The 26,505-nt window shown below is 70.7% G+C and carries 25 protein-coding genes; 18 read left to right on the forward strand and 7 right to left on the reverse strand.

What is annotated here, in order from left to right; all coding sequences use genetic code 11:
* Window positions 1–8 precede the first annotated feature (8 nt).
* From ACZ31C_RS27585 to ACZ31C_RS27610, 6 genes are all read right to left on the reverse strand, one after another.
* Entirely contained in the window at window positions 9–1,445 is a 1,437-nt protein-coding gene (locus ACZ31C_RS27585; protein WP_465797750.1) for a VMAP-C domain-containing protein, read from the reverse strand.
* Between the two features lie 237 nt (window positions 1,446–1,682).
* On the reverse strand, window positions 1,683–3,470 hold the full coding sequence (locus tag ACZ31C_RS27590) for a caspase, EACC1-associated type (RefSeq protein ID WP_465797751.1): 1,788 nt from the start codon (window positions 3,468–3,470) through the stop codon (window positions 1,683–1,685).
* Window positions 3,467–3,856, reverse strand: coding sequence for a hypothetical protein (locus tag ACZ31C_RS27595; RefSeq protein ID WP_465797752.1), 390 nt, complete (start codon window positions 3,854–3,856; stop codon window positions 3,467–3,469). The genes ACZ31C_RS27590 and ACZ31C_RS27595 overlap by 4 nt, the downstream gene beginning before the upstream one ends.
* Before the next feature lie 89 nt (window positions 3,857–3,945).
* Entirely contained in the window at window positions 3,946–5,436 is a 1,491-nt protein-coding gene (locus ACZ31C_RS27600) for a CoA-acylating methylmalonate-semialdehyde dehydrogenase (protein ID WP_465797753.1), read from the reverse strand.
* 63 nt (window positions 5,437–5,499) lie between these two features.
* Window positions 5,500–5,946, reverse strand: a complete 447-nt coding sequence (locus ACZ31C_RS27605; protein WP_465797754.1) for a dimethylsulfonioproprionate lyase family protein — start codon at window positions 5,944–5,946, stop codon at window positions 5,500–5,502.
* Window positions 5,943–6,731 carry a cupin domain-containing protein gene (locus ACZ31C_RS27610; RefSeq protein WP_465797755.1) on the reverse strand — a complete coding sequence of 263 codons (789 nt, stop codon included), beginning with the start codon at window positions 6,729–6,731 and terminating at the stop codon, window positions 5,943–5,945. Before ACZ31C_RS27610 ends, ACZ31C_RS27605 begins: the two co-directional genes overlap by 4 nt.
* A 355-nt stretch (window positions 6,732–7,086) precedes the next feature.
* On the opposite strand from ACZ31C_RS27610, the gene ACZ31C_RS27615 reads away from it, so the two are divergent.
* The 17 genes from ACZ31C_RS27615 to ACZ31C_RS27695 all read left to right on the forward strand — a co-directional run bounded on the left by ACZ31C_RS27615 (window position 7,087) and on the right by ACZ31C_RS27695 (window position 24,738).
* The gene (locus tag ACZ31C_RS27615) at window positions 7,087–8,700 is read left to right on the forward strand and encodes an ABC transporter substrate-binding protein (protein ID WP_465797756.1); all 1,614 of its coding nucleotides are present in this window, start codon (window positions 7,087–7,089) and stop codon (window positions 8,698–8,700) included.
* Between the two features lie 115 nt (window positions 8,701–8,815).
* Window positions 8,816–10,876 (forward strand): hydantoinase/oxoprolinase family protein, encoded by a 2,061-nt coding sequence (locus ACZ31C_RS27620; protein ID WP_465797757.1) that lies wholly within the window; start codon window positions 8,816–8,818, stop codon window positions 10,874–10,876.
* Complete coding sequence (locus ACZ31C_RS27625) at window positions 10,873–12,879, forward strand: hydantoinase B/oxoprolinase family protein (RefSeq protein WP_465797758.1); 2,007 nt, start codon at window positions 10,873–10,875, stop codon at window positions 12,877–12,879. The genes ACZ31C_RS27620 and ACZ31C_RS27625 overlap by 4 nt, the downstream gene beginning before the upstream one ends.
* Window positions 12,880–12,957: 78 nt before the next feature.
* Window positions 12,958–13,257, forward strand: coding sequence for an ethanolamine utilization microcompartment protein EutM (eutM, locus tag ACZ31C_RS27630; RefSeq protein WP_117230296.1), 300 nt, complete (start codon window positions 12,958–12,960; stop codon window positions 13,255–13,257).
* 35 nt (window positions 13,258–13,292) lie between these two features.
* A complete protein-coding gene (locus ACZ31C_RS27635; protein WP_465797759.1) occupies window positions 13,293–14,060 on the forward strand; it encodes a hypothetical protein in 768 nt (255 codons plus the stop codon).
* Entirely contained in the window at window positions 14,057–15,214 is a 1,158-nt protein-coding gene (locus tag ACZ31C_RS27640; RefSeq protein ID WP_449949249.1) for a class I SAM-dependent methyltransferase, read from the forward strand. Before ACZ31C_RS27635 ends, ACZ31C_RS27640 begins: the two co-directional genes overlap by 4 nt.
* Before the next feature lies 1 nt (window position 15,215).
* Window positions 15,216–15,845: a hypothetical protein gene (locus ACZ31C_RS27645; protein WP_350698211.1), complete on the forward strand. Its 630-nt coding sequence runs from the start codon at window positions 15,216–15,218 to the stop codon at window positions 15,843–15,845.
* Window positions 15,846–15,864: 19 nt separating this feature from the next.
* Window positions 15,865–16,152, forward strand: coding sequence for a EutN/CcmL family microcompartment protein (locus ACZ31C_RS27650; RefSeq protein WP_396694295.1), 288 nt, complete (start codon window positions 15,865–15,867; stop codon window positions 16,150–16,152).
* 1 nt (window position 16,153) lies between these two features.
* Complete coding sequence (locus ACZ31C_RS27655) at window positions 16,154–16,663, forward strand: BMC domain-containing protein (RefSeq protein ID WP_465797760.1); 510 nt, start codon at window positions 16,154–16,156, stop codon at window positions 16,661–16,663.
* A 1-nt stretch (window position 16,664) separates the two neighbouring features.
* Window positions 16,665–17,453, forward strand: coding sequence for an alpha/beta fold hydrolase (locus ACZ31C_RS27660; protein WP_465797761.1), 789 nt, complete (start codon window positions 16,665–16,667; stop codon window positions 17,451–17,453).
* Complete coding sequence (locus ACZ31C_RS27665; protein WP_465797762.1) at window positions 17,450–18,865, forward strand: FAD-dependent oxidoreductase; 1,416 nt, start codon at window positions 17,450–17,452, stop codon at window positions 18,863–18,865. Before ACZ31C_RS27660 ends, ACZ31C_RS27665 begins: the two co-directional genes overlap by 4 nt.
* Window positions 18,866–19,056: 191 nt before the next feature.
* Complete coding sequence (locus ACZ31C_RS27670) at window positions 19,057–20,229, forward strand: CaiB/BaiF CoA transferase family protein (protein WP_465797763.1); 1,173 nt, start codon at window positions 19,057–19,059, stop codon at window positions 20,227–20,229.
* An 11-nt stretch (window positions 20,230–20,240) separates the two neighbouring features.
* Entirely contained in the window at window positions 20,241–20,876 is a 636-nt protein-coding gene (locus tag ACZ31C_RS27675) for an isochorismatase family protein (protein WP_449949235.1), read from the forward strand.
* Window positions 20,876–21,889: an ABC transporter permease gene (locus ACZ31C_RS27680; protein ID WP_465797764.1), complete on the forward strand. Its 1,014-nt coding sequence runs from the start codon at window positions 20,876–20,878 to the stop codon at window positions 21,887–21,889. The genes ACZ31C_RS27675 and ACZ31C_RS27680 overlap by 1 nt, the downstream gene beginning before the upstream one ends.
* Complete coding sequence (locus ACZ31C_RS27685; protein WP_465797765.1) at window positions 21,882–22,748, forward strand: ABC transporter permease; 867 nt, start codon at window positions 21,882–21,884, stop codon at window positions 22,746–22,748. Before ACZ31C_RS27680 ends, ACZ31C_RS27685 begins: the two co-directional genes overlap by 8 nt.
* The gene (locus tag ACZ31C_RS27690) at window positions 22,745–23,782 is read left to right on the forward strand and encodes an ABC transporter ATP-binding protein (protein WP_465797766.1); all 1,038 of its coding nucleotides are present in this window, start codon (window positions 22,745–22,747) and stop codon (window positions 23,780–23,782) included. Before ACZ31C_RS27685 ends, ACZ31C_RS27690 begins: the two co-directional genes overlap by 4 nt.
* Window positions 23,779–24,738 (forward strand): ABC transporter ATP-binding protein, encoded by a 960-nt coding sequence (locus tag ACZ31C_RS27695; RefSeq protein ID WP_465797767.1) that lies wholly within the window; start codon window positions 23,779–23,781, stop codon window positions 24,736–24,738. The genes ACZ31C_RS27690 and ACZ31C_RS27695 overlap by 4 nt, the downstream gene beginning before the upstream one ends.
* A 30-nt stretch (window positions 24,739–24,768) precedes the next feature.
* Here ACZ31C_RS27695 and ACZ31C_RS27700 read toward each other — a convergent pair whose 3' ends face one another.
* A complete protein-coding gene (locus ACZ31C_RS27700; RefSeq protein ID WP_396694313.1) occupies window positions 24,769–25,425 on the reverse strand; it encodes a GntR family transcriptional regulator in 657 nt (218 codons plus the stop codon).
* Window positions 25,426–25,511: 86 nt separating this feature from the next.
* Between ACZ31C_RS27700 and ACZ31C_RS27705 the strand changes: the two genes are divergently transcribed.
* Window positions 25,512–26,402, forward strand: a complete 891-nt coding sequence (locus ACZ31C_RS27705; protein WP_465797768.1) for a hydroxymethylglutaryl-CoA lyase — start codon at window positions 25,512–25,514, stop codon at window positions 26,400–26,402.
* Window positions 26,403–26,505: the final 103 nt, after the last annotated feature.

The raw sequence follows: 26,505 nt of genomic DNA on the forward strand, positions 1-26,505 counted from the left end.
CTCTCCCGCTACCGTGGCTGAGCCGGATGGCTCAGCCGGGTCCGCTCGTCCGGGGGCAACCGGTCCTGCTCGTCCCAGAGCAGGGTGATGTGGTGGCCCACATGCCCCGTGGACGCTTCCGTGCCGCCCGCGTCCTGCCGCAGCCGCCACACGGCCGCGGGCAGGGCACGGATACCGCCGCTCACCAGCACACCCGGGATGTCGGCGTCGAACCGCGCCGCGTGTTCCTCTGCTCGGCACCAGGCGATCACCGGTAATCCGGCGGTGAGCCAGGCACCGATGTTGTGCAGCACGTGACGAGCGGACGCGCCGAGCACGATGAGGCAAACCGGCTGTTCGAGGTTGCGCATCAACTCGGCGAACCGGACGGGCGCGACACCGCTGGCGTGTTCGAACCGGACGGCACCCGCCGTCGCGCCTTCGCCGTCGCGGCGCAGCGAATCGCAGCGCTGCTGCCAGCGGTGCCGACTGATCCGGTTGCGCATCCGCGCCAGGTCGCGGACCACCACCGGATAGTGCACCCCGATCGGGTCGGAGTGGCCTGGCGCCGTCACCACCCACTGGTCGACGTCATGCCCCAGCAACGCCCTGGGCAGGATGAACTCGACCGAGAGCGCGCCTACGTCCACGTCCTCGTCGCGGGCCAACTCGGCGAGCTGCTCGTCCAGCTTGACCCGGATCTCGGCCAGCAGATGCGGCGTGTCCGAGGTGTACCGCAGGTGCCAGGTGCCGTCCTCGGTGACCAACCAGACGTGCAGTAGGTACCGGGAGTTGGTCCGACCGTCCTCGGCCAGCCGCATGACGAAGTGGTGCTGTCCCGGTTCGCCGACCGTCGGTGGTCGCCCGAGGGGCGGTTCGGGCGGCACGCCGGTGCGGTCGCCGACGTTACTGACGAGCTCGGCGATATCCTCGCGGGCCGGACCGTGGAGCAGACCGACCAGTCGGCTGAGGAAGGCGTAGAGCGGATGGACCGGGTCGGCACCCCTGATCGAGTCCTCCAGCAGCCGCACCACCGCACCCGGGTCGCTGGCGTCCGAGCGCACCCGGGGACCCCATCGGGTCAGCAGGTCCCGGAGCAACGGCAGCACGGTTGCCGGGTCGAGCTCGGCCAGCAGCGCCTCCACCCGGGCCCGCTCGTCCGGTTCGAGCACCTCAGCGGGACGGCGTATCGACTCCAGGGCACGGAGCCGGTCGAGGTGTTCCGACGGCCCCTCCACCAGGGCGACCGCCTCGACCAGTTTCGTCAGTCCGTCCGTCCGGCCGGCGCACCACGAGACGAGGGCGGCGACATCCTCGGCGGCATCGTCGGACCGGGGTGGATCCGGTTGCGCGTCGAGAAGCAGCGAGAGCGCACTGGCGTATCGGTCGCGGGTCTCCCGCTGCCGGCTGCCGGGGAACTGGAGGATCGCATCGACCAGCCGCCCGTGATAGGCGAGGGGTGCCACTAGCGTTCCCGACGTGCAGAGGGAGTCCGACCGGGGGTGGCTCTGATCACTGACACAGGTCCACTCCTCCAACGGACGCGGCCGGGTGGGTCAGGCAACGCCGGACACCGATGGCGTCCGAGGCGTTCCAGCGGCCTTTCGTACGACTCCTGTAGTGATGTGCGTCTCTTAATGGTAGGTGTCGGGCGGCGATCCCCAGTACCGCCGCCGGGACGACTGTCCAAAGGGCGACAGCTTTTACCGCGCCAGTCGTGGTGGAACACCGAGCGCGGTGACCGGAGGTGGAAGTTCCGTGCGCTGAAGAGCCTCGACAGCCAGCACCGCCGACCGGATCACCTCGATCATCACGGTCTCCCGCATCATTGACTCTGGGCTGGCGACCGTCTCCGTGCCCATGAGCAACGCCAGGGCGTCCATGCGGAGTCGCCGGGCCCAAGCGGTCAGCGATTCCCGCTCCGTGTGCATCCGCCGATGGCCGGCGTCGAGCCGCTCGCGAGGCGTGGCCGTACGCGGTGGCGACTGCGCAGTGGGCGGCTCCTCCCGGACGGTGGGAACCGTCCGGGCGAGTGCGGCGAGCCGGTCGCGCTCCCGAGCGAGGGTGTCGAGCCGCCGATCGAGCTCGCTCGCCGCGTCGAGCACAGCCTGCTCGATGTCCAGCCCGACGGCCGCGAAGTCGTCCACGATTCCCGGATCGAGGCGCAGGGCGAGGCTGAGGGGTGCCCTTTCCTGGTGCAGAAGCCCCCGGTAGGCAAGAAGTTGGGGACAGAACGGAACTCGGTGTAGGCCCGTGACCAGGAGGTCGTCGGCCCGGGGACTGCCAGCCGCCGCGAAGGTGACCGCGCCGAGCAGCGCGGCTGCGGCGCACAGCCCAGCAGAGTCGACCGTCGACGGAGAGCCCGTGCCCTGGTCGCGGCCGCCCAGCCCGGCGGCGAGCCGGTCGGCGGCCCGTTCAAACGCCTCACCCGCGTCGCCCCACTGTTCCTCGGCGGCGTGACAGACCGCTCGTCCCCACCAGGCCGATCCACCCCCGGAATGCCGTACCGCCTCCGCGAAACGCACCTGCGCGACGTCCCATTCCCCGTTGCGCAACAACCCCCAGCCATATCGCTCGGCCGGCGTACGCGCCTGGACGCTGAGCAGCCGGTCCACCGCCGGCGTGACCGCGAACCGCCAGTCCAGCAGCGCGGCGTCCCAGGGGGAGCGGCAGTCCGCCCGGGTCGGCACGCCCGAACCGGTCGGCTCCTGCGCAGGCGGGACGGTGGGTGGGCGATGCGCCACGATCAGGCTTCCGCGTACCCAGTTCCACTGGCCGGGAGTCTGCGGCACACCGGCGGCGACCACCCGGCGGTAGACGTACTGGTAAAGGTCGTCGAAGGAGACCCGCCCATCGCCGTCCAGGTCGGCGCCGCCACTGCGCAGGCCTTCGATCAGGGCCGCCGCGAACACCGAGTGCGCCACCTCGGCCGTCAACGCCACCGGCTCCGCGGAGCTGTCCAATGCGTACTCCTCGGCCTGGCTGGCGGTGATGATGCCCAGGCCCTGGCCGTCATCGTCACCGAACAAGCCGGCGATGTTGACGGTGTGGTCGTCCACGCCACGATGGATCATCGTCCGTGAGACGGCACCGCTGAAGCAGCAGTCGAGAATCAGGATCTTCCGGCGGGACGGTGAGCGGTTGATCAGCCGGCTGAGGAGATCTGCGGGCAGTGCGCTCACCATCAGGTCGTCGAGATCGGTGTCTTGTGCCGCCAGGTGCAGTTGCCCGTCGTCCTTGTAGCCGTGACAGGCGAAATGCAGCAGGAGGGTGTCGGACCGGTTGGCGGTCCGCAGAAACCGGGACACCGCACGCCGGACCTCCGCGTCAGACCGATTGATCAGCGGTGGCTCGACCTCGTACGCGCCGATCCGCGGATCGGCGAGGACAGCAGCCAACTCGTCCACGTCATGCACGGGTGAGCGCAACCGCCTCAGCCGGGGGTCCGCGTACTCGGCGCACGCTACGAGCAGGGCTCGCCGCGCAGTCACGACGACGGGCGGCGGTCGATCCAATCGGTCACCAGCGCCTGCACGTCCTGCTCCGACAATCCTGTCAGCTCGATGCGGGAGCCATCCGCCCGGACCGCCTTGACGGTGCGCCCGGCCCCACGTCCGGCCCAGTCGCGCAGGATGCGTACCACCGCGAGCAGGTCCGGCAGGACCGGCAGCACCGCCACGCAGACTGCACCGACGGCGGCGAGATCGACGCCCCGCGTACCGTCGGGGGCTGGGGCCGTGGGCGCTGGCAGCACGGTCCCCAGGCTCCACAACTCCTGGTTGAGGTTGCTCAACTCCCGTTCGAGATCCGACGGATCCTCCTGGGGACCAGCGCCCAGAAAGGCCGTCACCACCACGTCGTCGACAGCGTCCGCCACGTCGCCTCCTGCCGTACCGGTCCACCCGTACCTGACTGGGTTTCCAGCATGACCATCGATGTCAATTCGGCGGGTGGGTCCTGTTCCGGTCAGGTGGCGGTGGGGAAGTGGAAGTCCGGGCGGGCCGTCGGGGTGGTGCCCGGCCACCTGCTGGTGACGACCTTGCCGCGGGTGTAGAACGCCACGCCCTCCTGGCCGTGGATGTGCGTGTCGCCGAAGAGTGACGCCTTCCAGCCGCCGAAGGAGTGGTAGGCCATCGGCACCGGCAGCGGGACGTTCACCCCGACCATGCCGACCGAAACGGTACGCACGAAGCGGCGGGCCGCCGCTCCGGCGGAGGTGAACAGGGCGGTGCCGTTGCCGTACGGGTTGGCGTTGATGATCCTGATCGCCTCGTCCAGGCTCTCGGCCCGCACCACCACCAGCACCGGTCCGAAGATCTCCTGCTGGTACGCGGCCATGTCGGGAGTGACCCGGTCCAGCAGGCAGGGGCCGACGAAGTATCCGTCGTCGTGGCCGTCCACCCGCAGGTCCCGGCCGTCGACGACCACTGTGGCGCCGGCCTTCTGCGCACCGTCCACGGAGGTGATGACGCGGTCGCGTGCCTCGTCGGTGACCACCGGACCCATCTGGGACGACTCCTGGTCGCCGGGGCCCACCACGATGGCCGTGGCCTCCCGCCTGAGCAGGTCGACCAGTTCGTCACCGGCGGCGCCGACCGCGACCACGGCGGAGATCGCCATGCAGCGCTGTCCGGCCGACCCGTACGCCGCGGAGGTGATCTGCCGTGCCGCCTCGGCCAGGTCGGCGTCGGGCAGCACCACGGCGTGGTTCTTCGCTCCGCCCAACGCCTGCACCCGTTTGCCGGAGGCGGCGGCGCGCTGGTGCACGTGCCGGGCGACCGGGGTGGAGCCGACGAACGACACCGCCGCGACGTCCGGGTGGTCGAGCAGCGCGTCGACCGCCTCCCTACCGCCGTGCACCACGTTGAGGACACCGTCGGGCAGGCCCGCGTCGGCGTAGAGCTGCGCGACGAGGTTCGACGCGGACGGGTCGCGTTCGCTGGGCTTGAGCACGAAGGTGTTGCCGCAGGCGATGGCGATGGGGTGCATCCACATCGGCACCATCACCGGGAAGTTGAACGGGGTGATGCCGGCGCAGACCCCGAGCGGCGCGCGCAGCGAGTACGAGTCGACACCGGTGGAGACCTGGTCGGAGTAGGCGCCCTTGAGTAGCTGCGGGATGCCGCAAGCGAACTCGACGACCTCTCGGCCCCGGATCACCTCACCGCGCGCGTCCTCGACGGTCTTGCCGTGTTCCGCGGTGACCAGCTTCGCCAACTCGTCCTCGTGCCGTTCGACCAGGTCACGGAAGCGGAAGAGGACCTTGGCGCGCTGGGACAGGGACACGTCGCCCCACGACTCGAAAGCCCGGGCCGCCGCCGCGACGGCCTGGTCGATCTCGGGCTGGGCACCGATCGCGACCTGTGCCTGGGGCCGGCCGGTCGCGGGCTGGTACACGGTCGCGTACCCGCTGCCGGCGACGGAAGCCCCGCCGATCCAATGTTCGATGCTGCGCACCCTCGTCTCCTTCGTCGATCCACGATTGCGTCGATGTGCGGTGGGTCCGGGCCCGATACCGGCCTAGAGCCACCTGGTGCCGATTCCCCGCAGGTCAGGGGTGCTGAAGGAGTACACGAGCTCCATGCCGTCGGCGCTGCCGGTCTCGATCGCGTGGGCGACGCCGGCGGGGATGTACATCGCGGTGCCCGGTCCCGCCTCGAACTCCTCGTCGGCCAGGGTGAACCGGGCCGTACCGGCCAGCACGTAGTAGAACTCGGCCGAGTCGGCGTGCAGGTGCAGCGGGTGGCTCATCCCGGGTTCCATGCGGTAGACGCCGGTCAGGAACTCGCACTCCGGATCGCCGGTGGTGTCCCGGTCGACGAGACGGTGCACCAGTCCCTCGTCGTCCGGGTTGTGGTTGAGGGCGGAGATCAGCTCGTACTCCAGCTCGTCGCGGCGCACGACGAACGGCGGGCGTGGCGTCCCCGGTGTGCTGCGGCGGTGACCGTCGCGGGGTAACCGGGTCACCGTTCGGCGTCCACGCTGGTGGCGCCGAGGGGGATCTGTGGGCTGGTCAGGGGCCCGTGGTGCTTGGAGAGGCAGATGGCCTCCCAGCCGGTGACCACGCCGTGGATGACGCCGGGCTCCCAGCACAGGTACTCACCGGCGTGGTACACGTGCTCCGGGTCGGTGGCGCACCAGCCGCCGAGGAAGAAGATCTCCTCGGTGCTGTGGTGGAACTCCAGGGCGGTCTTGGCGAACCTCCGGGGCAGGACGAACAGGATGGTGTCCTTGCCGCTCTCCTCGACCTTGCGCAGCCGGATGCACTGGGTGGGGACCTCGAGGTCGCCGTGGCTGCTGGTGTCGGTGACCCCCGCGAACGCCTCCCGTACCGGCTGCCAGTTGGCCTGGTCGAAGATGTCGACGGTCTCGCCCAGCGGTGTCGACGGTGCCGGTGGGGCGTCCGTGCGGACCTCGAAGGGGGAGTCGGTCCAGAAGATCAACGTGGCGCCGTGCTCCGACGAGATCGGGCCGAGCTCGGTGCCGGAGGGCAGGAAGAGGTAGTGCCCGGGGCGGCACTGGCGCCCGGCGATGGTCAGGTCGCCGTCGCGGACCAGCAGTTCGAGGTCGGCGCCGTTCCAGTGCTCCGGCATGTGCCAGCCGGGTGGGACGTCGACGACCAGCGTTTGCGCTCCGGTCTCCGGGTCGGCGTTGATCTGGCGGGTGAGAAGTCCGAAGGGCAGGCCCGCTGCCCGCCACACGCGGTGCGGCACCTGATCGATGATGACCCGTCGCTTACCGGCATGAGTCACGGTGACCTCCTTCACGTTGACGCGGATTGTATGTAATCCGCAGGAGGTCGTCTAGGTCCGCGAGTGGCACTCGCGCTGACTTCGCAGCTAGTAGCTCTGGGCTCGGTGCGGCGCTAGGGTGTCGCAAAGTCCATGTATGCAAAGCCTGGCAGCGGTGCGCGTGCTCCGGTGCGTGCGGGTGTCTGCCCTGCTGACCGCCGGGTGCCCGCTCCTGGCCCGTCGGGGTGACCCCGATCTGGCGGAACGAAGCCTTGACAGCCGGCAACCTGTATACAAACATCGCATCCTGTGATCCGCTTCACCAAGTCAAGCACGCCTGATATAGCAACCTTGCACACAATGTGGAGGTGTCGGCATGGGAACGACTTCCGTTCGGATGCGGGCCGTGGCGGCGCTCGCCGTGACGAGCCTGGCTGTCGCGGGCTGTAGTGGAAACGACGGCGACGACGCCGACGCCGGCACCAGCCAGGCGTTGACCGTCGCCGCGCCCGGAGTGGTCTCCAGCCTCGACTCCGAGCGCTACCAGGGCTTCATCTCGATCGACCTGCTACCCAACATCTCCGGGACCCTCGTGCGCTTCACCAAGCCCGAGGCCGGCGCGACGACCCTGCAGACTCCGGACCAGATCGAGCCCGAGCTCGCCGAGTCCTGGGAACTCAGCGACGACCGCAAGCAGATGACCTTCACCCTCCGCGAGGCCAAGAGCCAGTTCGGCAACGCCCTCACCGCCGAGGACGTGAAGTGGTCCGTGGACCGCATGGTCAACAGCGAAGGCGTACCGATCGCCAAGATCCTCATGGGCATCGGCGGATGGGACATCGAGAACCCGGTCACCGTCACCGACGACCGGACCGTCACGATCAACGTCGCCCAGCCGAACGCGGTCAGCGTCTCGATCCTGAGCACCTTCTTCATGACGATCTACGACTCGGTCGAGGCCAAGAAGCACGCCACCGGCGACGACCCGTACGCCTACAAGTGGCTGGGCGAGAACACCGCCACCTTCGGCCCGTACGAGGTGCGTTCGTTCGACCCGGGCAAGGAAGTCCGGCTCACCGCCAACAAGAACTACTTCCGGGGTACGCCCACGGTGACCGACGTGGTGGTGCGTGCCGTCGCCGACACCTCCAACCGGCTTCAACTGGCCCAGAGCGGCCAGGTCGACGTCGCCAGCGCGCTCACCTTCGACCAGCTCTCCTCGCTGGAGAACAGCGACGGCGTCCGGCTCGAACGGGTGCTCTATCCCAACATCGACGTGTTGGTGCCCAACCTGAAGGCCGAGCCCTTCGACGACAAGCGGGTCCGCGAGGCCATCTCCTACGCCGTCGACCGCGCCGCGATCGTCGAATCCGCCTACCAGGGCTACTCCACCGCGTCGAGCGACTTCATCCACGACGACTTCGGTGCCCCGGCGGCGGCGCAGTCCCTCACCCACAACATCGACCGGGCCAAGCAACTGCTGGCCGAGGCAGGCCTGCCCAACGGCTTCCCGATGGAACTCGCCTACAACGCGGCCAACGTCGGCGCGCACAGCGAACAGGTGGCCGTCCTGCTGCGGTCGCAACTGGCCAAGGTCGGCATCGAGGTCAAATTGAACAATGTCGCCTCCGGTGCGGACTTCGACGCCGCCAAGCGCGAGGGCAAGCTGCAGAGCTGGCTGGCCACCAGCACCCCGCTGGTGCCCGACCCCGCCTACTACCTGCAGGTCTTCTACTCCACCGGTGGACTCACCAACCTGCAGAACTACAGCTCCTCGACCGTCGACGGGCTGTCCCGGCAGATCCTCGAAACCCAGCCGGGGCCCGAACGGGAGGCGTTGGTCAAGCAGGTCAACGACTTCATGGTGGGGGACATGCCGGCCATCCCGCTGGTCGACTCCCAGAAGTTCTACGCCTTCCGCGACGGCGTGACCGGCTTCGTCAGCTACTCCCAGGGCCACGTCAACTACTACGACATCTCCGTCTCCTGACCCGGCCGGCGTCCCCGGTGCACACGCCGGGGACGCCGACCGGCGGGGCCCACGGTCGGACCCGCCGGCGACGACGTTCCGAGACAGCTGACGTACCCGAGAAAGCAGGTCGTTGATGTACCGACTTGGAGTCGACGTCGGTGGCACGTTCACGGACGTCCTTCTGATCGAGGAGGCGACCGGCCGGACCCGCCGCACGAAGGTGCCCTCCACGCCGCAGGACCAGTCCGTCGGCGTCGTCGAGGGCGTGACCCGGGTCCTCGCCGACGCCACCGCCCGCGCGCCCGACATCCGCCAGTTCCTGCACGGCACGACCGTGGCCACCAACGCCGTCCTCGAACGCCGGGGCGCCCGGGTCGGTCTGATCGTGACCGTCGGCTACCGGCAGGTCCTGCACATCGCCAGGTCGTTCGTGCCCGGCGGACTCGGTGGCTGGATCGTCTGGGACCGACCCGCCGAACTGGTCGCACTCGAAGACGTCCGAGAGGTCCGGGGCCGGCTGGACGCCCGGGGCACCGAGATCGACCCCCTGGACGAGACGGCCGTGCGGGCCGCCGTCCGCGACCTGGTCGACCGGGGCGTGGACGCGCTGGCCATCGGCTTCGTCAACTCCTACGCGAACCCTGCCCACGAGCAGCGGGCCGCCGAGATCGCCGCCTCCGAGGCACCCGGCGTACCGGTCTCCACCTCCGCCGGTGTCCTACCGGAACTGGGCGAGTACGAACGCACTCTCACCACCGTCGCCAACGCCTACGTCCGCCCCGGTGTCGGCGCCTACCTGCGCAACCTGAGCAGCAAACTGATCGCCGAGGGCCTGGTCGGCGACCGTCGGGTGCTGCGCTCCGACGGCGGACTGATGACCTTCGAACGGGCCGAGGACATCCCGGTCAGCCTGCTGATGAGCGGACCGGCCGGCGGCGTCGCCGCAGCCGTGGCCCTGGGACCGGCCGCCGGCTTCCGTGACCTGCTCACCCTGGACATGGGCGGCACCTCCACCGACGTCGCCCTGATCGAGGACGGCACCCCGGTCATCCGCCGCGAGACGACCGTGGCCGACCTCGCCGTCCGCTCGCCCTCGATCGACGTGCAGACCGTCGGCGCCGGCGGCGGCTCCATCGCCCACGTCCCCGACCTGACCGGCGCACTCCGGGTCGGCCCGGCCAGCGCCGGCGCCCTACCCGGCCCGGCCACCTACGGTCGTGGCGGCGTCCTGCCCACGGTCACCGACGCCAACGTCGTGCTGGGCTACCTGCCGCACGCGCTGCTCGGCGGCGCGATGCCCCTCGACGTGGAGAAGGCCCGCACCGCGGTCGGCACCGTGGCGACCAAACTCGGCGTGACGGTCGAAGCCGCCGCCGCCGCGATCATCGACATCGTCAACGAGAACATGCTCGGCGCCCTCCGACTGGTCTCGGTGCAACGCGGCTACGACCCGAGACGCTTCGCCCTCTTCGGGTTCGGCGGCGCGGGCCCCCTGCACGCCAACGCCCTGGCCAAACTCCTCGGCTCGTGGCCGGTGGTGATCCCGCAGTCCCCAGGGGTGCTCTGCGCCTACGGAGACGCCTCCACCGGTGTTCGCGCCGAGGCGAACAAGTCACTGGTCCGCCCGCTCGACGACCTCGACGAGGCGCTGCTGCGCCGCGAGTTCAGCGACCTGGCCACCCAGATCGACACCGAGTTCGACCGGGCCGAGGTACCTGTCGACGCCCGCACGGTCCGCTTCGAGGCGGACGTGCGCTACCACGGGCAGGGCTTCGAGGTCCCCGTCAGCGTCCCGGCAGCCGGCCAGGGGCCGCTGATCCCCACGCTGCGCGACGGCTTCGACGAGGCCCACCGACGCCTGTTCGGCTTCGCCCTCGACGAGCAGCACGAGATCGTCAACATCCGCGCGGTGGGGGTCTCCGACGCCGAACGGATCCGACCCGTCGAGATCGAGTCGGGCGACCACGACGCCTCCCGCGCGGTCATCGGCGGCCAGCGCGTGTACGTCGACGGCGGCTGGCAGGAGGCCGCGCTCTACGACCGCACCGCCCTGCGCGCCGGCGACGAACTGCGCGGTCCCGCGATCGTGGTCGAGATGGATTCCACCAGCCTGATCCTGCCGGGCTGCGTCGCGCGCGTCGACAGGCTGGGCAACCTGCTCATCCTGCCCGCCGAGGAGAAGGGGCCCCGATGAGTGCCGTCATCGTCGAGACGACCCGGTCGCCGCGTCCGGTCGACGTCGAGACCGCCGTGCTCGACATCGTCGAGAACGCCCTGCGCAACGCCCGGTTCGAGATGGACGCGGTCGTCCTGCGCACCGCGATGTCCCCGGGCATCCGGGAACAGAACGACGCCTTCCCGCTGATCGCCGACCGCAAGGGTCGGATGGTCGCCGGACAGTTCGGCTCCTTCATCGACGGCTTCCTCTCCGGCTACGACGGAACGGTGGAGGAGGGCGACGTCTTCTTCACCTCCGACCCGTACGCCTGCGACGGCGCGATCAGCCACGCCAACGACTGGCTGGTGCTGCTGCCGATCTACGCCGACGGCACGCTGGTCGGCTGGGCGGCGATGTTCGGCCACATGAGCGACGTCGGCGGCAAGGTCCCGGGAAGTCTCCCGACCGACGCGGTGTCGATCTACGAAGAGGGCGTCATCGTCCCGCCGGTGAAACTGGTCCGCGGCGGCACGCTCGACCAGCAGCTTCTGGACACCGTCCTCAACCAGGTGCGCCTGCCCAACTGGAACCGGGCCGACCTCAACGCGGTCCTGGCGTCCTGCCGGACCGCCGAGACCCGGGTCCGGGAACTGTGCGAGCGCTTCGGCCTGGACACCTACCTGGCGACGCTGGACCTGCTGCTGGAACGCAACCGGCAGGCCATGGCGAAGCTGTTCCGGCAGGTGGTGCCCGAGCAGCCGGTCACCTTCGAGGACTACATCGACGACGACGGGCGCGGCGCCGGGCCGTTCCGGATCCGGTGCACGCTCTGGCGCGACGGCGACCGGGTGGTGCTGGACTTCACCGGCACCAGCGACCAGGCCGAGGGCTCGATCAACTTCCTGTTGAACGAGAACGTGCTGCGGATGTTCTTCGGCGTGTACACCATCATGGCCGTCGACCCGTTGATCATGTTCAACGACGGGTTCTATCCGCTGGTCGACGTCCGCATCCCCGAGGGCAGCCTGCTCAAGCCCCGACGCCCGGCGGCACTGTCCTGCCGTACGCACGCCCTGGGCCGGCTCTTCGACGTCCTGGCCGGACTGCTCGGCCAGTGCCAGCCGGACTTCCTCTGCGCGGCCGGCTTCTCGTCCAGCCCACACCTGATGTACTCCGGCCTGGACCGCTCCGGCACCTGGTTCCAGCTCTACCAGATCGGCTTCGGCGGGGTGCCCGCCCGACCGATCGGCGACGGCTTCGACGGCCACTCGATGTGGCCCTCGTTCACCAACGTGCCGAACGAGTACCTGGAGGCGTACTACCCGCTGCGCATCGAGTCCTACGAGTCGATCCCGGACTCCGGCGGCGCCGGCAAGCACCGGGGCGGCAACGGCATCCGGGTCGGCTACCGGTTCCTCGAACCGGGCGAGGTCTCCATCCACGACGACCGGTGGTTCACCAAACCCTGGGGCGTGCTGGGCGGTGAGCCGGGACAGCGCGGCACGAAGATCCTGGAACGGGCCGACGGATCGCAGCAGACCGTGCCGGCCAAGTGCGACCACGTTGGCGTGCACCCCGGCGACCTGCTGCACTTCGTCACCTGGGGTGGTGGTGGGTGGGGCGACCCACTGGAGCGCGACCCGGAGCAGGTGCGCCACGATGTCGAACGGGGACTGGTCACCGTCGAGGGCGCCCGCCGCTACGGGGTGGTCCTGGTCGGCGACCGCGTCGACGACGACCAGACCCGCCGACTCCGCGCCGAGATCGCCGCGAACCGGTCGGAGCTGCCCCGATTCCACCGCGGCGGCACGGTCGATGAACTGCGGGCCCGGTGCCGGGCCGAGACCGGCCTGGAACCGCCCCGCGACCCGGCACCCACCCGCGTCCCGGCGCAGGCCACCGGTGGCACCGGACCCGGCAGCACATCGTCGGCGGCGCTTGGCGGTCAACGGGCGACCGACGCACGTCCGCAGACGACCCCCCGCACCCCGCTGGAGGTGCTCGTGCACCGCATCGCCCGGCAGGTGACCGGGCGATGAGCCGGACCAGCAAGGCCCACAACACCGGCGGACACCCGTCCGCCGACGAACTACCGGAGGAGAACTGTCATGGCTGACCTGCAGATGTCCGCGCTCGGAATGATCGAGACCCGTGGCTTGGTCGCGGCGATCGAAGCCGCCGACGCGATGGTCAAGGCCGCCACCGTCGTGCTGGTGGGCACCGAGTACGTCGGCGGTGGCCTGGTCACCGTGGTCGTACGCGGCGACGTCGGCGCGGTCAAGGCCGCCACGGACGCCGGAGCGGCCAGCGCCTCCCGGCTCGGTGAGGTGGTCTCCGTGCACGTCATCCCGCGCCCGCACGGCGAGGTCGAGGCGATCCTGCCGACCGGGGCCACCCGGGGCGGAACCAAGGCCTGAACAGGGCGCCGCGTGCTCGTCGAAGGAGTTGATACATGAGTCGGGTATGGACTGCGGTCGATATCGAAGACGTCGCCCGGTCGACCGGGCCGCGCGAAATCCTTCTGGGCGCGCGTGACCTGATCTCGCCGCACGCGGAGGACCTGGCCCGCAACCTGGGCATCGACGTCCGCAGAGCAGGACAGGACGCGCCACCGCCGACGCCCGCGCCACCGGCACCCACCGGCGGCACGGGCGCCGGATGCGGCGACGCCGACGACTGCTCGTGCGGCTGTACCGACGCCGAGGAACAGGCGGAACGGACTCTCCGTACCGTCGCCGCCGCCGTGCTGTCGGCGAACCCGGACGCGGACGCCTCGACGGTCGCCAACGAGACGCTCAAGGCGTTGGGGGCGTTCGGCGGACCCGGTGTGGGCCGTCCCGACCAGGCGCAGCCACTGCCTGGGCAGCCGCTGCCCAAGAAGGCGAAGGGCGCCCGCCCGCAGTTCTTCGCCGAGCCGGGCATGGAGGCCCTCGTCTCGACCGTGGTCACCCTCTCCTCCGAGGTGTGGGTGCTGCGGGAACGGTTGACGACGCTGGAACAGCTTCTCGCCGACCGGCGGGTGGTCGAGCGCGGCGCCGTGGACGCGTACACGGTCTCCGGCGACGACGCACAGGCCCGCGACACCGAGGCGGCGGCGTTCGTCGCCCGGGTGCTGCGGGTCTTCTACGAGTGGCGCGAGGAGATCGTGCGGGAGGAGACCCCGGAGTCCTACCGGGAGGTCATCCGGCAGGCCTTCGCACAGGTGGGGGAGGGGAAATGACGCAGCAGGAGCACGGTGTCCTGCCCCGCGAGAACCACGACGAACTCGCGCGCGAGAACTTCGTCCGGGCACTGAAGTCGCACATCTCCACCGAGGTGACCCCCGGGGTACGAGAGCTGTACGCACACCGCGTCGCACCCCGCTACCAGCAGGAGATGGGCGTCGCGCCCCGGGACCGGGAAGCGGTCCGTCGGGCCATGGAACCGGAGCCGTACTACCAGCTCTGGAGTTCCGTACGCCGGGCGAGCCAGGACCTGCTCTGGAACGTGGTGGCCGACAGCATCGCCCGGCAGTGGGACGACCTGGCCGCCCGCGCGCAGCGGGCCGAACGGGGGCTCGGCTCCCTCGAACTGGATCCCGCCTTCGAACTGCCCTGGTACTTCTGGGGCATCGACATCCACGCCATGCCCGGCGGCTACCGCGGCGAGTACACGGCGGACGACCTCACCGCCGGGGCCCTCTACGACCGGGGCGTCTACGTGTACGCCATGGGCCAGATGGGTGCCCTCAACGACGACTACGGCCAGTCCGTGGTCAACAACTACCTCAAGCAGTCCCACCGGGACTTCCGCCCGAAGCGGATCCTGGAGATCGGCTGCGGGGTGGGCAACTCGACGCTGCCCTACGTCGACGCCTACCCGAACGCCGAAGTGCATGGCATCGACGTCGGCGCGGCCCTGCTGCGCTACGGCCACGCCCGCGCCGAGTCACTCGGCCGCAAGGTGCACTTCTCCCAGCAGAACGCCGAGGCGACGTCGTTCCCGGACGGGCACTTCGACCTGATCGTCTCGCACATCGTGCTGCACGAGGTGCCGCCGGACGCGGTACGCGCCATCCTGCGCGAGTGCCACCGGCTGCTCGCCCCCGGCGGCATGATGATCCACGCGGACTTCCCCGGCTACGCCGGCCTCGACCCGCTGGTGCAGTTCCTCATCGACTGGGACACCTGGAACAACAACGAGCCGTTCTGGGGCCCGATGCGGGACATGGATCTCCTCCAGGCCGCCCGGGACGCCGGATTCACCGGCGACTGCTCGGAGCTGTCCTGCAAACGGGAGTGCGTCGAGGAGGTCAGCACGCCGACCGGTCGCGTCCTGCAGAGCGGCGAACGTCGGCGCAGCGGCACCCTCTCGCTGCTCGTGGGTCGGCGCTGACGTGGCCGGCAGCGAGGTGGAGCTGCGCACGTACGCGTTCGTCGACCGACTCCAGCCGCAGATGGCCGCCCTGCTCGGCAGCGTGATGTCCGGTGACCCGGTCGTCGAGGGGATGTCCCAGCTCTTTCTGGAGATATCCCCCGGCAGTGACGTCTACGCCCTGGTCGACGCGGCCGTCAAGGGTGCCGGGGTCCGGCCCGGCTCCCAGGTGGTCGAGCGCCAGTACGGCATGACGGAGCTGCACTCGATGTCGCAGGACGCCGTCCGCCAGGCCGGCCGCACCATCCTCGACCTGCTCGGGATGACCGAGGCCGACGCGCAGCCCGCGGAGCTGGTCTCGGCGAAGGTGGTCTCCAACATCGACGCCTACCAGGCGCAACTGGTCAACCGGTCGAAGAAGGGCTCCCTGCTGGTGGCCGGCGAGTCGATGCTGGTGGTGGAGTGCCAGCCGGCCGCCTACATCTCCGCCGTCGGCAACGAGGTGGAGAAGTCCGCGGACGTCAAGATCGTGGACGTGCGGGGCGTCGGCCAGTTCGGGCGGTTGTGGGTCTCCGGACTGCACGCCGAGATCGAGTCGGCCCGGCAGGCCGTCCGGTTGGCCTTCGAGAAGACGCCCTGGTCCCGGCGCTAGAGGAACGAGGTGATCCGGCATGCGTATCGCCCGGGTGATCGGGTCGGTGGTCAGCACCGTCAAGGCCGAGACGCTGACCGGCGCCAAGCTGCTCGTCGTCACGCCCCTGGGTGAGGGGCACGCCGTGGAGCCGTACGTCGCCGTCGACACCGTCGGCGCGGGCCGGGGCGAGGTCGTCCTGGTCGCCTGCGGCAGTGCCGCGCGGCTGGCGGAACGGCAATCCAGCCAGGCGCCCGTGGACTCCACCATCGTCGCGATCGTCGACCGGTTGGAGACCGAGGCGTGGGTCAACTATGTGAAGGACTGACGTGGACCTGTGGAATGCGGGTGCGCTCGGCATGGTCGAGACGCGCGGACTGGCTGCCTCGATCGTCGCCGTCGACGTGATGGCCAAGGCAGCCGAGGTGACGGTGATCGGCGTCAGCCGCATCGGCGACGGCCTCGTCACGGTCTCCTTCATCGGCGACATGGCCTCGACGACGGCGGCGGTGGACAGTGCCCGGCGAGCCGTCGCGGCGACCGGCGGCACGATCGCCGCGACCGTCGTCGGCCGTCCCGCCGTGCCGGCGCACCTCGTCCGGGACACCCCACCGACCGGCGGCCACCCCCGCGAGGCCGAACGCCCCGACGGCGCCGGACCGGAACCCGACGTCACCGGTGGCGAGGACCGGCCGGACCCGGTCGGGGAGACCACCGGTGAGGCCGGCCGCCCTGCGACGCCCGCACCCGGCGGCAGCCCGAAGCGACGGTCGGCGCGGTCGACCGCCCCGAAGCGGCGGCCTCCGCCGCCCGCAGCACCGACCGAGCGAGGGGAGTGACATGCGCGGATACGTGGGCCCGCCGGGGGCCCAGATCCACTACCGGAGCAGCGGCACCCGGGGACCGGCGCTCGTGCTGTTGCACGAGTCGCCGCAGGCCTCCAACGTCTTCGCGCCCGCCATGCCCGCGCTCGGCCGATCACTGCGCGCGTACGCCTTCGACACCCCCGGGTACGGGCAGTCCGACCCGCCGCCCGAGCCCCTGGAGATCCCCGGCTACGCGCGCCTGCTGCTCGACGCCGTCGACGCGCTGGGCATCGACGAGTTCGCCGTCGCCGGACAGCACACCGGCGCCTCCCTGGCGCTGGCGGTCACCGACCTCGCCACGCCCGGCCGGGTCACCCACGCGATCCTGTCCGGCCTCGTGCTCGACCGGGCCGAACGGGAACGGCTGGGTGCCACCTGGGCGCCGGACAAGCCGATCGACCCGTCCGGCCAGCATCTTCGCGATCTCTGGGCGCGGTACCTGGACATCTGGGAGCAGCCACCGGAGTTGGTCAACCTCGCGGTGGCCAACATCGCCTCGGTGTTCGAGCGGTACAACTGGGCCTACCGCGCCGCCTTCCGCTACGACCCCACCGAGCCGCTGCGCACCGCACCCTGCCCGGTGCTGCTGCTCACCGCGGCCCGCGACATGCTGGCCCACTGCGACGACATCGCCCGGCAGATCCGCCCGGACGCGACGTCGATTCAGTTGACCGACACCACCGGGCAACTGCCGTGGCGGGTGCCGGAGGAGTTCGCCACCGCCGTGGTCTCCTTCGTCACCGGAACCGGACGGGCACCGTGACCAGCCACGCCGACGTCCTGGTGATCGGTGCCGGCACCGCAGGTCTGCCCTGCGCGATCGAGGCGGCCCGCGCCGGGCTCCGCGTCGACCTGGTCGACGTCGGCACCGACATCGGCGGCACCCTGCGGGTCTCCGCCGGGCACATGAGCGCCGCCGGCACCCGCCGGCAACGCGCGGCCGGCATCGACGACGACCCGGACCGGCACTTCGCCGACGTGCGGCGCATCGGGCACGGCCAGGGTGACCTCGCCCTGATCCGGCTGGCCGTCGACGAGGCCCCCGGGGTGGTCGACTGGCTCGACGAGAACGGCTTCCCGTTCGCACCCGGCATGCCGGTGGTCTACCACGGACACTCGCCATACTCCCGACCCCGCACCTACTGGGGCGTCGATCGGGGCCGCTCGATCCGCGAGACGCTACGACCACTGCTCGCCGCGCAGGTGGACGCCGGTCGGGTCACCCTGCGGCTGCGCTCACGCGCCCTGCACCTGAGCACCGAGGGTGGTGCCGTCACCGGCGCCGTCGTGCGTACCCCCGACGGTGACCGCGAGCTGCGCGCCGGTGTCACGGTGCTGGCCTCGGGCGGGTACGGGGCCAACCCGCAGATCTTCTCCGCGGTGACCCCGGGCGCACCCCGCCTGGTGACCAACGCCGAGCCCACGTCCACCGGCGACGCGGTCGAGATGGCCACGCCGTTGGGCGCCGCCGTCCGCTTCGCCGACCTGCACACCCCCCGCCTCGGCCTGCTCGAACGTCGCTCGACGCCGGGCCGGGTGGACTTCTGGTCCGAGGTGGCGCATCTGGCGCCCGCCGAACGCGCACCCCGGGAGATCTGGGTCAACGTCGACGGCGACCGGTTCGTGGCCGAGGATCTCGGCGACGTCACCCGTCACGAGCGGGCCGTGCAGAGCCAGCCGGACGCCGCGTTCTGGATCGTGTGCGACGACGCGGCCGTCGACGCCGGGTCACCCCTGGTGCCCGCGTGGGGGCCGGACGGGCTCCGCGCCCAGGCACGGCAGGGAGACGTCGCCTGGGTCGCCGACGACCTCACCGACCTGGCCCGGCGGGCGGGAATCGATCCGGACGGCCTGCGGCGCACCGTGCGGGCGTACCACCTGGCGGTCGACCGGGGCGTCGATCCGCTCGGCCGACGGGCGCTGGGCCACCGCGTGGCCCGGCCGCCCTTCTACGCGGTGCGGTCGGCCGCCGCGCTGCTCTGCAGCTTCGGCGGCCTGGACGTCGATCCCGCCTTCCGGGTACGCCGCGACGACGGCGCGGTCATCGCCGGCCTGTACGCCGTCGGTGAGGCCATCGGCATGGGCGCCACCAGTGGCGCCGCGTTCTGCGGGGGAATGGCGGTGACCCCGGCGCTGGCGTTCGGGCGGCTGCTCGGCCGTCGGCTCGGCGGGTGATCGGTATGGCACACCACTAACCACTGTATGCACGGAGGTCCACCACGGGATCCAGCTCTGGCTCCGGCTGACAAAAGCCGCTGTTGACAGCGGACGACGCAGAACTGTTGTATACAAACACCCACTCGGGTGGGCTGCTATGAGAGGTGTCCATGTCTAGCGAAACGCACCACGAAGGACCGCTTCACGGCGTGCGCGTGATCGAATTCGGGTCCCTGCTCGCGGGCCCCTTCTGCAGCCAACTGCTGGCCGACTTCGGCGCCGACGTCATCAAGTGCGAGCCGCCACGCCAGGGCGACCCGATGCGCGAATGGGGCCAGGAGAAGCCGCACGGCAAGTCGCTGTGGTGGCCGATCGTCGCCCGCAACAAGAAGTCGATCACCGTCGACCTGCGCACACCCGAAGGTCAGACCGTCGCCCGGCAGCTGATCGCGCAGAGCGACGTGGTCGTCGAGAACTTCCGACCCGGGACGATGGAACGCTGGGGCCTCGGCTACGAGGACCTCTCCGCCGACAACCCCGGCCTGGTCATGGTGCGCGTCTCCGGCTTCGGCCAGACCGGACCGTACTCCAGTCGACCCGGCTACGGCTCGGTCGGTGAGGCGATGGGCGGCCTTCGCTACGTCGTCGGCGACCCGCAGACCCCACCCAGCCGGGTGGGCGTCAGCCTCGGCGACTCCCTGGCCGGCACCTTCGCCGCCCTGGGCGCGGTGATGGCCCTGCGCGTACGCGACCAGAGCGGCCGTGGCCAGGTCGTCGACTCGGCGATCTACGAGGCGGTCCTGGCGATGATGGAGTCGCTGCTGCCCGAGTACACGCTGGGCGGCCACGTCCGCGAACGTACCGGCGCCATCCTGCCGAACATCGCACCCTCCAACGTCTATCCCACCCGCGACGGCGGCCTGCTGCTCATCGCCGCCAACCAGGACACCGTCTTCCGGCGCCTCGCCTCGGCCATGGGGATGACCGAGCTGAGCACCGACGCCCGCTTCGCCACCCACGCCGCCCGAGGCCGCCACCAGGTCGAACTCGACGCCATCATCGCCGAGTGGTCGGGCCGGCACGACACCGAGGACCTGATGGCCGTCATGATCAAACACGACGTCCCGGTCGGCCGCGTCTACCGCGCCCCGGAGATGCTCCACGACGAGCACTTCGCCGCCCGCGAGGCCATCGTCCGCGTCGACCACCCCGAGTTCGGCGAGTTTCCCATGCAGAACGTCGTGCCGAGACTGTCGCGCACCCCCGGCCGGGTCAAGTGGACCGGCCCCCGCCTCGGCGAACACACCGACCAGGTGCTGACCGACATCGTCGGCCTGGCCAAGTCCGAGATCAACGAACTGCGTGCCAGCGGCGTCATCTAGAGGCGGACACGGTGAATGACCTCCACGCGGACTACCGCAACGCCGGCTTCGGCGGCGACCTGGGACACGGCACCCGCCGTGCGCTCCTGCTCGTCGACCTGGTGCGCGCCTACCTCGACCCGGCCTCACCGCTCTACGCCGGTGACGAGAACCCACCCGCCCTGCGGGCCTGCGCCGACCTGCTCGACGCCGCCCGACGCCACGGCACCCCGGTGATCCACACCCGGGTCGAACTCGCCCCCGGCGGGATCGACGGCGGCCTGTTCACCCGCAAGGTGCCCGCCCTGCGGGTCTTCGAACGCGGCAGCCACCTCGCCGCCGCACCACCGATCCTGGCACCCGCCGCCGATGAAGCGGTCGTCACCAAGCAGTACGCCAGCGCCTTCTTCGGCACCAGCCTCGCCAGCACCCTGCGCGTCCTGGGCGTGGACGCCCTGCTCATCGCGGGCGCCTCGACCAGCGGCTGCGTCCGGGCGAGCGCGGTGGACGCCCTGCAACACGGCTTCGTCCCACTCGTCGTCGCCGACGCCTGCCTGGACCGGGACCCACGCCCGCACCAGGCCGCCCTGTTCGACCTCGACGCCAAGTACGCGCAGGTCCTGACCCTGGACGAGGCGACCACCCTGCTCGAACCGGGAGGTGCGTGATGCGGGTCCTCAGATACGCCCGCCGACGGATCCTCTTCCTCCCGGTCGGCCTGCTCTCCGTCATCGTGCTGGCCTTCCTGCTGGTCAACGCGCTGCCCGGCAACCCGGCCGGAGTCATCGCCGGACCGGCCGCCTCCCCGACGGAACTGGCCGAGATCGAACGCCGCCTTGGCCTGGACCAGCCCCTGTGGGAACGCTTCGTCACCTACCTCGGCAACCTGGTCCGCGGCGACCTCGGCTCGTCCTACTACACCGACCGGCCCATCCTCGACGAGATCCTGCGGTTCGCCCCGGCGACCCTGGAACTGGTCTTCCTCTCCCTCACCCTCGCCGCGCTCCTCGGCATCGGCCTCGGCACCCTGGGCGCCTACCGCAAGGGCACGGTGGCCGACCGCACCTCCCGCTTCGTCGTCACCACCTTCCAGTCCATCCCGGACTTCTTCCTCGCGCTGCTGCTCATCTACCTGCTCTTCTATCTCGCCGGGTGGGCGCCGGCACCGGTCGGCCGACTCGGTCTGATGGACGAACCACCGCCGACCGTGACCGGGGCGCTGCTGCTGGACTCCCTGATCTCCGGGGACATGGGCACCTTCCGATCGGCGGTGGCGCACTCGGTGCTGCCCGTCCTGACGCTGGGCATCTACTACTCCGCGTACTTCGCCCGCAGCACGTACGCCTCCCTGGTGCCGGCGCTGGAGTCCAAGCAGGTCGAGTTCGCCCGCGCCAGCGGGCTGCGCGAGCGCACCGTCCTCGCGTACGCCTTCCGCCAGGCCCGGACCCCGATCCTGACCTACGGCGGCATCCTGCTCGCCGCGCTGCTCGGCGGCGCGGCCATCATCGAGACCATCTTCTCCTGGGGTGGCTTCGGCGAGTGGGCGATCGACTCGATCCTCCAGCTCGACATCCCGGCCGTGCAGGGCTTCATCCTGGCCGCCGGACTCGGGACCCTGTTGGCCTTCACCGCGCTGGACATCCTGGTCGCGGCGCTCGACCCGAGGGTGCGCTATGACTGAGACCCTGGCCGCCGACCCCACCACGGTCACCGCCCCGACGACCAGGAAACGGCCCCGGGGCCGCCGACGGTGGCGACTGTGGGTGCCCGGCACCATCCTGACGAGCATGCTCGCCGCGGCCTACCTCGCACCGCTGCCGCACGACCCGGCGGAACCGTCCACCAACACCCTCACCGTCCCCGACGGCGAGCACTGGATGGGCACCGACAAGTTCGGCCTCGACGTGTTCAGCCGCCTGGTGGCCTCCGCCGGGGTGGACATCCCACTGGCCCTCGCCGGCATGCTGATCTCGCTGGTGATCGGCGTGCTGCTCGGGCTCGCCGCCCTGCACCGCGGACCGTGGGGCGAACGGGTCGTCCGGGCCCTCGACGTCTTCCAGGCGTTCCCGCTGCTGATCCTGGCCATCGCCCTGGTGGCGCTGATGGGCAACAACATCGAGAACGTCGTGGTCGCCATCGCCATCATCAACGTCCCCCGCTTCGTCCGACTGGTCCGCAGCGAGGGACTGACCATCCGGGAGAGCCGCTACATCGAGGCCGCCCACGCCATCGGCGCGACCGGGCCACGCGTGATGTTCCGGCACGTCCTGCCGAACATGACCGGCATCATCCTGGCCCAGGCGTCACTGGCGGTCGCGCACTCGATCGTCGTGATCGCCTCGCTCTCCTTTCTCGGCATCGGCATCAACGCCGCCGACGCGAGTTGGGGCGCGATGATCCAGACAGGAGCGCAGAACATGACGACCGGCCAGTGGTGGGTCTCGGTCTTCCCCGGCCTCGCCATCTTCCTCACCGTGCTCTGCTTCAACGCCATCAGCGACGAACTGCAGGACACCTTCGGCCGGGCGAGGCAACGATGAGCCTGCTCAACGCCCGACGTCGACCCGACAGCCGTCCCACCCCGCCGCCCTCCGGCGGATCCGCCGGACGGCTGCTGGAGGTCAGCGGCCTGACCACCCGGTTCGACACGCCCGACGGCCTGGTCCACGCGGTCAACGGAGTCGACTTCCACGTCGACCGGGCCGAGATCGTCGGCGTCGTCGGCGAGAGCGGATGCGGCAAGTCGGTGACCATCCGGTCCATCCTCGGCCTGGTCCGACCGCCCGGCCGGGTGGTCGAGGGCACCGCCCGCTTCGACGGCGTCGACCTGCTCGGCCTGCGCCGCAGCGAACTGCGCCGACTACGCGGCAAGGAGATCGGCTTCATCGCCCAGAACCCGTTCAGCGCCCTGAACCCGGTGATGCGCATCCACCGGCAGTTCGCCACCATCATGGCCGCGCACGGGGTCAAGGCCGACGGCGAGGTCCGGGACCGGGCCCGCACCGCGCTCACCGACGTCGGCATCGCCGGACCGGACCGGGTCCTCGACGGCTACGCCCACCAGTTGAGCGGCGGCATGGCCCAACGGGTGGTGATCGCCATGGCCATGCTGCTCAACCCGACCTTCGTGATCGCCGACGAACCGACCACCGGCCTGGACCTGACCGTGCAACGGCAGATCCTGGACCTCATCCGCCGCCTGGTCCGCGAACACGACCGCTCGATGCTGCTGGTCACCCATGACCTCGGCGTCGTCGCGCAGTACTGCGACCGGGTCGTCGTCATGTACGCCGGCAAGGTCATCGAACACGGCACCGTCCGGGAGGTCCTCAAGGACCCCCGCCACCCGTACACGCAGGCGCTCATCCGGGCCATTCCCCGGCCCGGTCAGCCGCTGGTGCACCTCACCGGTCGACTGCCCGACCTGATCGACTACCCGTCCGGATGCCCCTTCCGGGACCGCTGCCCGCACGCCTTCGAACCGTGCGCCCAGGTGGTCCCGGCCGCGGTGACCCAGACCTCCGGCCGGACGTACTGGTGTCACCTGCCCCAGGAGAAGGAGGCAGCGCAGTGAGTCTGCTGGAGCTGACCAACGTCAGCAAGGAGTTCCACGTCGGCGGCGACACCCGGGTCTACGCGCTGGACGACGTGTCGCTGTCGGTGGACGCCGGAGAGACCGTGGCGGTCATCGGCGAGAGCGGTTCCGGCAAGTCGACGCTGGGCCGGTTGGCCCTGCGTCTGATCGAACCGACTCGGGGCTCGGTGCGCTTCGACGGCACCGACATGCTCGCGCTGCCCGCCGCCGAGATGCGCAAGCTGCGCGCGAAGCTGCAGATCATCTTCCAGGAGCCGTTCGAGTCGCTGAACCCCCGGATGCGGGTGGCCGACATCATCGGTGAACCGCTGGCCATCCACCGGCCGGCGATGTCCACCGCACAGCGCCGTGCCCGGGTCGCGCAGATGATCGAACAGGTCGGACTCGCCCCCGACATGGCACGGCGCTATCCCGGTGAACTCAGCGGCGGGCAGCAGCAGCGGGTCGGCATCGCCCGGGCCGTGGTGACCGAGCCGTCCCTGGTCGTGCTGGACGAACCCACGTCCTCACTCGACCTGTCGGTCCGCGCCCAGATCCTGCGCCTGCTCGCCGACCTGCAGGCCGAACTCGGCATGGGCTACCTGTTCATCTCGCACGACATCCACACGGTCAGGTACGTCAGTGACCGCATCGCCGTCATGTACCGGGGGCGGGTCGTCGAGACCGGCCCGTCCGAGCTGGTGTTCGCCGATCCACAGCACCCGTACACCCGCGCCCTGCTGGCGGCGGCCCTGCCCGTCGATCCCGACCAGGAGCTGGCCCCGGCCCGGCTGGTCGGTGATCCGCTGAGCCCGACCCAGCTCGTACCGGGATGTGTCCTGCACGGACGCTGCCCGGTCGGCGAGGACAGATGTGTACAGACCGAGGTGCGACTGACGCCGATCGGCGCCGACCGGGAGGTGGCCTGCATCAAGCCCGGAGCGCCCGGAAGCTGACCCGCACGGCGGTGGGGGAGTAGCGACCGCTCACAGCTCGGGGCGGTCCACCATGCCGTCGAGCAGCACCGTCCGGGCGGCCAGCACGTGGGCGCGCATCGTGCTCGACGCCCACTCGGCGTCCCTGGCCCGCAGCGCCGCCACCAGGTCCCGGTGGTGCGCCATGCTGCGGGCCAGGGCATCCGGCGTGTAGAGGCGGAACGCCCGTACGACCAGCGGCACCTCCACCACCGCGGACAGCAGCGAGGTGAGCCGAGGGCTGGCGGCGGCCTTCAGCACCGCGTTGTGCAACTCGGCGTTCAGGGTGGCGATCCGGTCCAGATCCTGTGGACCCATCCGCCGGGCCAGCTCCTCCATCTGATCGCAGAGCCCGTCCAGCCGGTCCAGGACCTCGGGTTCGATGCGCTTGGCGGCCAGGGCCGCGCCGTAGCTCTCCAGCCGGGCGCGGATCTCGTAGATGTCCTGCAGATCGCCGAGCGACCATTCCGCGACCCGTGCGCCACGGTTGGGCTGGAAGACGACGAGGCCCTCCGCGGTGAGCCTGCGCAGCGCCTCCCGGATCGGCGTCCGGCTGACGCCGAACTGCCGGGACAACTCCATCTCGCCCAGGCGGGCACGCGGGCCGATCGAGCCGTTCAGGATCGCGCTCCGCAGCGCCTCGTACGCGTCCTCCGCGGCATTCGTCACCCGTGCCTCCGTCGTGTGAGCCGCATGTCGTCGGCACCCTTGCCGCCGCTCTGACAGTCTGAGATTGTATACATATGGTGGTTCAGGTGGTGGAGGTGTCTCCACGGGACGGTCTGCAGAACGAGCCCGAGATCCTGTCGACAGCGAGCAAGATCGAGTTGATCCGGCGCTGTGTCGAGGCCGGAGCCCGACGGGTCGAAGCGGTCTCCTTTGTCCGCGCCGACCGGGTGCCGCAGATGGCCGACGCCGAAGCGGTGATGGCCGCAGTGCCACGACGCAGCGACGTATCGTACATCGGCCTGGTGCTCAACCGGCGCGGGCTGGACCGGGCGCTGGCGGCCGGAGTCGACGAGGTGAACTGCGTCGTCGTCGCCACCGAGACCTTCAGCCAGCGCAACCAGGGCGCCTCCGTCGGAGCCATGATCGGTGCCTGGACCGACATCGCCAAGGCCGCCCACGCCGCCGGAGTGCGCGCCAGCGTGACCGTGGCCGCCGCCTTCGGCTGCCCCTTCGAAGGCGACGTCTCTCCGACGACCGTGGGTGACCTGGCGCGACGGCTGGCCGAGGGCGAGCCCGACGAGATCGCCCTCGCGGACACCATCGGGGTGGGCGTACCCACCCAGGTGCGCGCCCTGGTCTCCGCCGTGACGGCCGCGGCACCGGGTGTGCCGCTGCGCGCCCACTTCCACGACACCCGCAACACCGCCGTCGCCAACGCGTTGGCGGCGGTCGAAGCGGGCGTCACCGTGCTCGACGCCAGCGTCGGGGGGATCGGCGGATGCCCCTTCGCTCCGGCGGCCACCGGCAACGTGGCCACCGAGGACCTCACCTACGCGTTGCACCGCTCCGGCCACCCCACCGGCCTCGACCCGTCGAAGGTCATCGAGACGGCGGCGTGGATCGGCGAGCAGCTCGGCAAGGACCGGCTACCCGGCGCCCTCGGTCGGGCCGGCTGGTTCCCGGCCGACCGGCGCTAGGCGGGCCGGTGCGATCGGCGTCTTCCGTCGGTCGACGAACAGGCGTGGGCGGTCGTGGATGACATCCACAGAGGTCAGGTCACCGATCGCGTCGATCGGATCG

The organism is Micromonospora sp. NPDC023869 (genome assembly GCF_055559695.1).

Coding starts and splice junctions, on each gene's coding strand:
- ACZ31C_RS27620 (WP_465797757.1), top strand. CDS start 8,816: ATGTACCGACTTGGAGTCGACGTCGGTGGCACGTTCACGGACGTCCTT.
- ACZ31C_RS27680 (WP_465797764.1), top strand. CDS start 20,876: ATGCGGGTCCTCAGATACGCCCGCCGACGGATCCTCTTCCTCCCGGTC.
- ACZ31C_RS27650 (WP_396694295.1), top strand. CDS start 15,865: ATGCGTATCGCCCGGGTGATCGGGTCGGTGGTCAGCACCGTCAAGGCC.
- ACZ31C_RS27640 (WP_449949249.1), top strand. CDS start 14,057: ATGACGCAGCAGGAGCACGGTGTCCTGCCCCGCGAGAACCACGACGAA.
- ACZ31C_RS27615 (WP_465797756.1), top strand. CDS start 7,087: ATGGGAACGACTTCCGTTCGGATGCGGGCCGTGGCGGCGCTCGCCGTG.
- ACZ31C_RS27690 (WP_465797766.1), top strand. CDS start 22,745: ATGAGCCTGCTCAACGCCCGACGTCGACCCGACAGCCGTCCCACCCCG.
- ACZ31C_RS27635 (WP_465797759.1), top strand. CDS start 13,293: ATGAGTCGGGTATGGACTGCGGTCGATATCGAAGACGTCGCCCGGTCG.
- ACZ31C_RS27685 (WP_465797765.1), top strand. CDS start 21,882: ATGACTGAGACCCTGGCCGCCGACCCCACCACGGTCACCGCCCCGACG.
- ACZ31C_RS27625 (WP_465797758.1), top strand. CDS start 10,873: ATGAGTGCCGTCATCGTCGAGACGACCCGGTCGCCGCGTCCGGTCGAC.
- ACZ31C_RS27660 (WP_465797761.1), top strand. CDS start 16,665: ATGCGCGGATACGTGGGCCCGCCGGGGGCCCAGATCCACTACCGGAGC.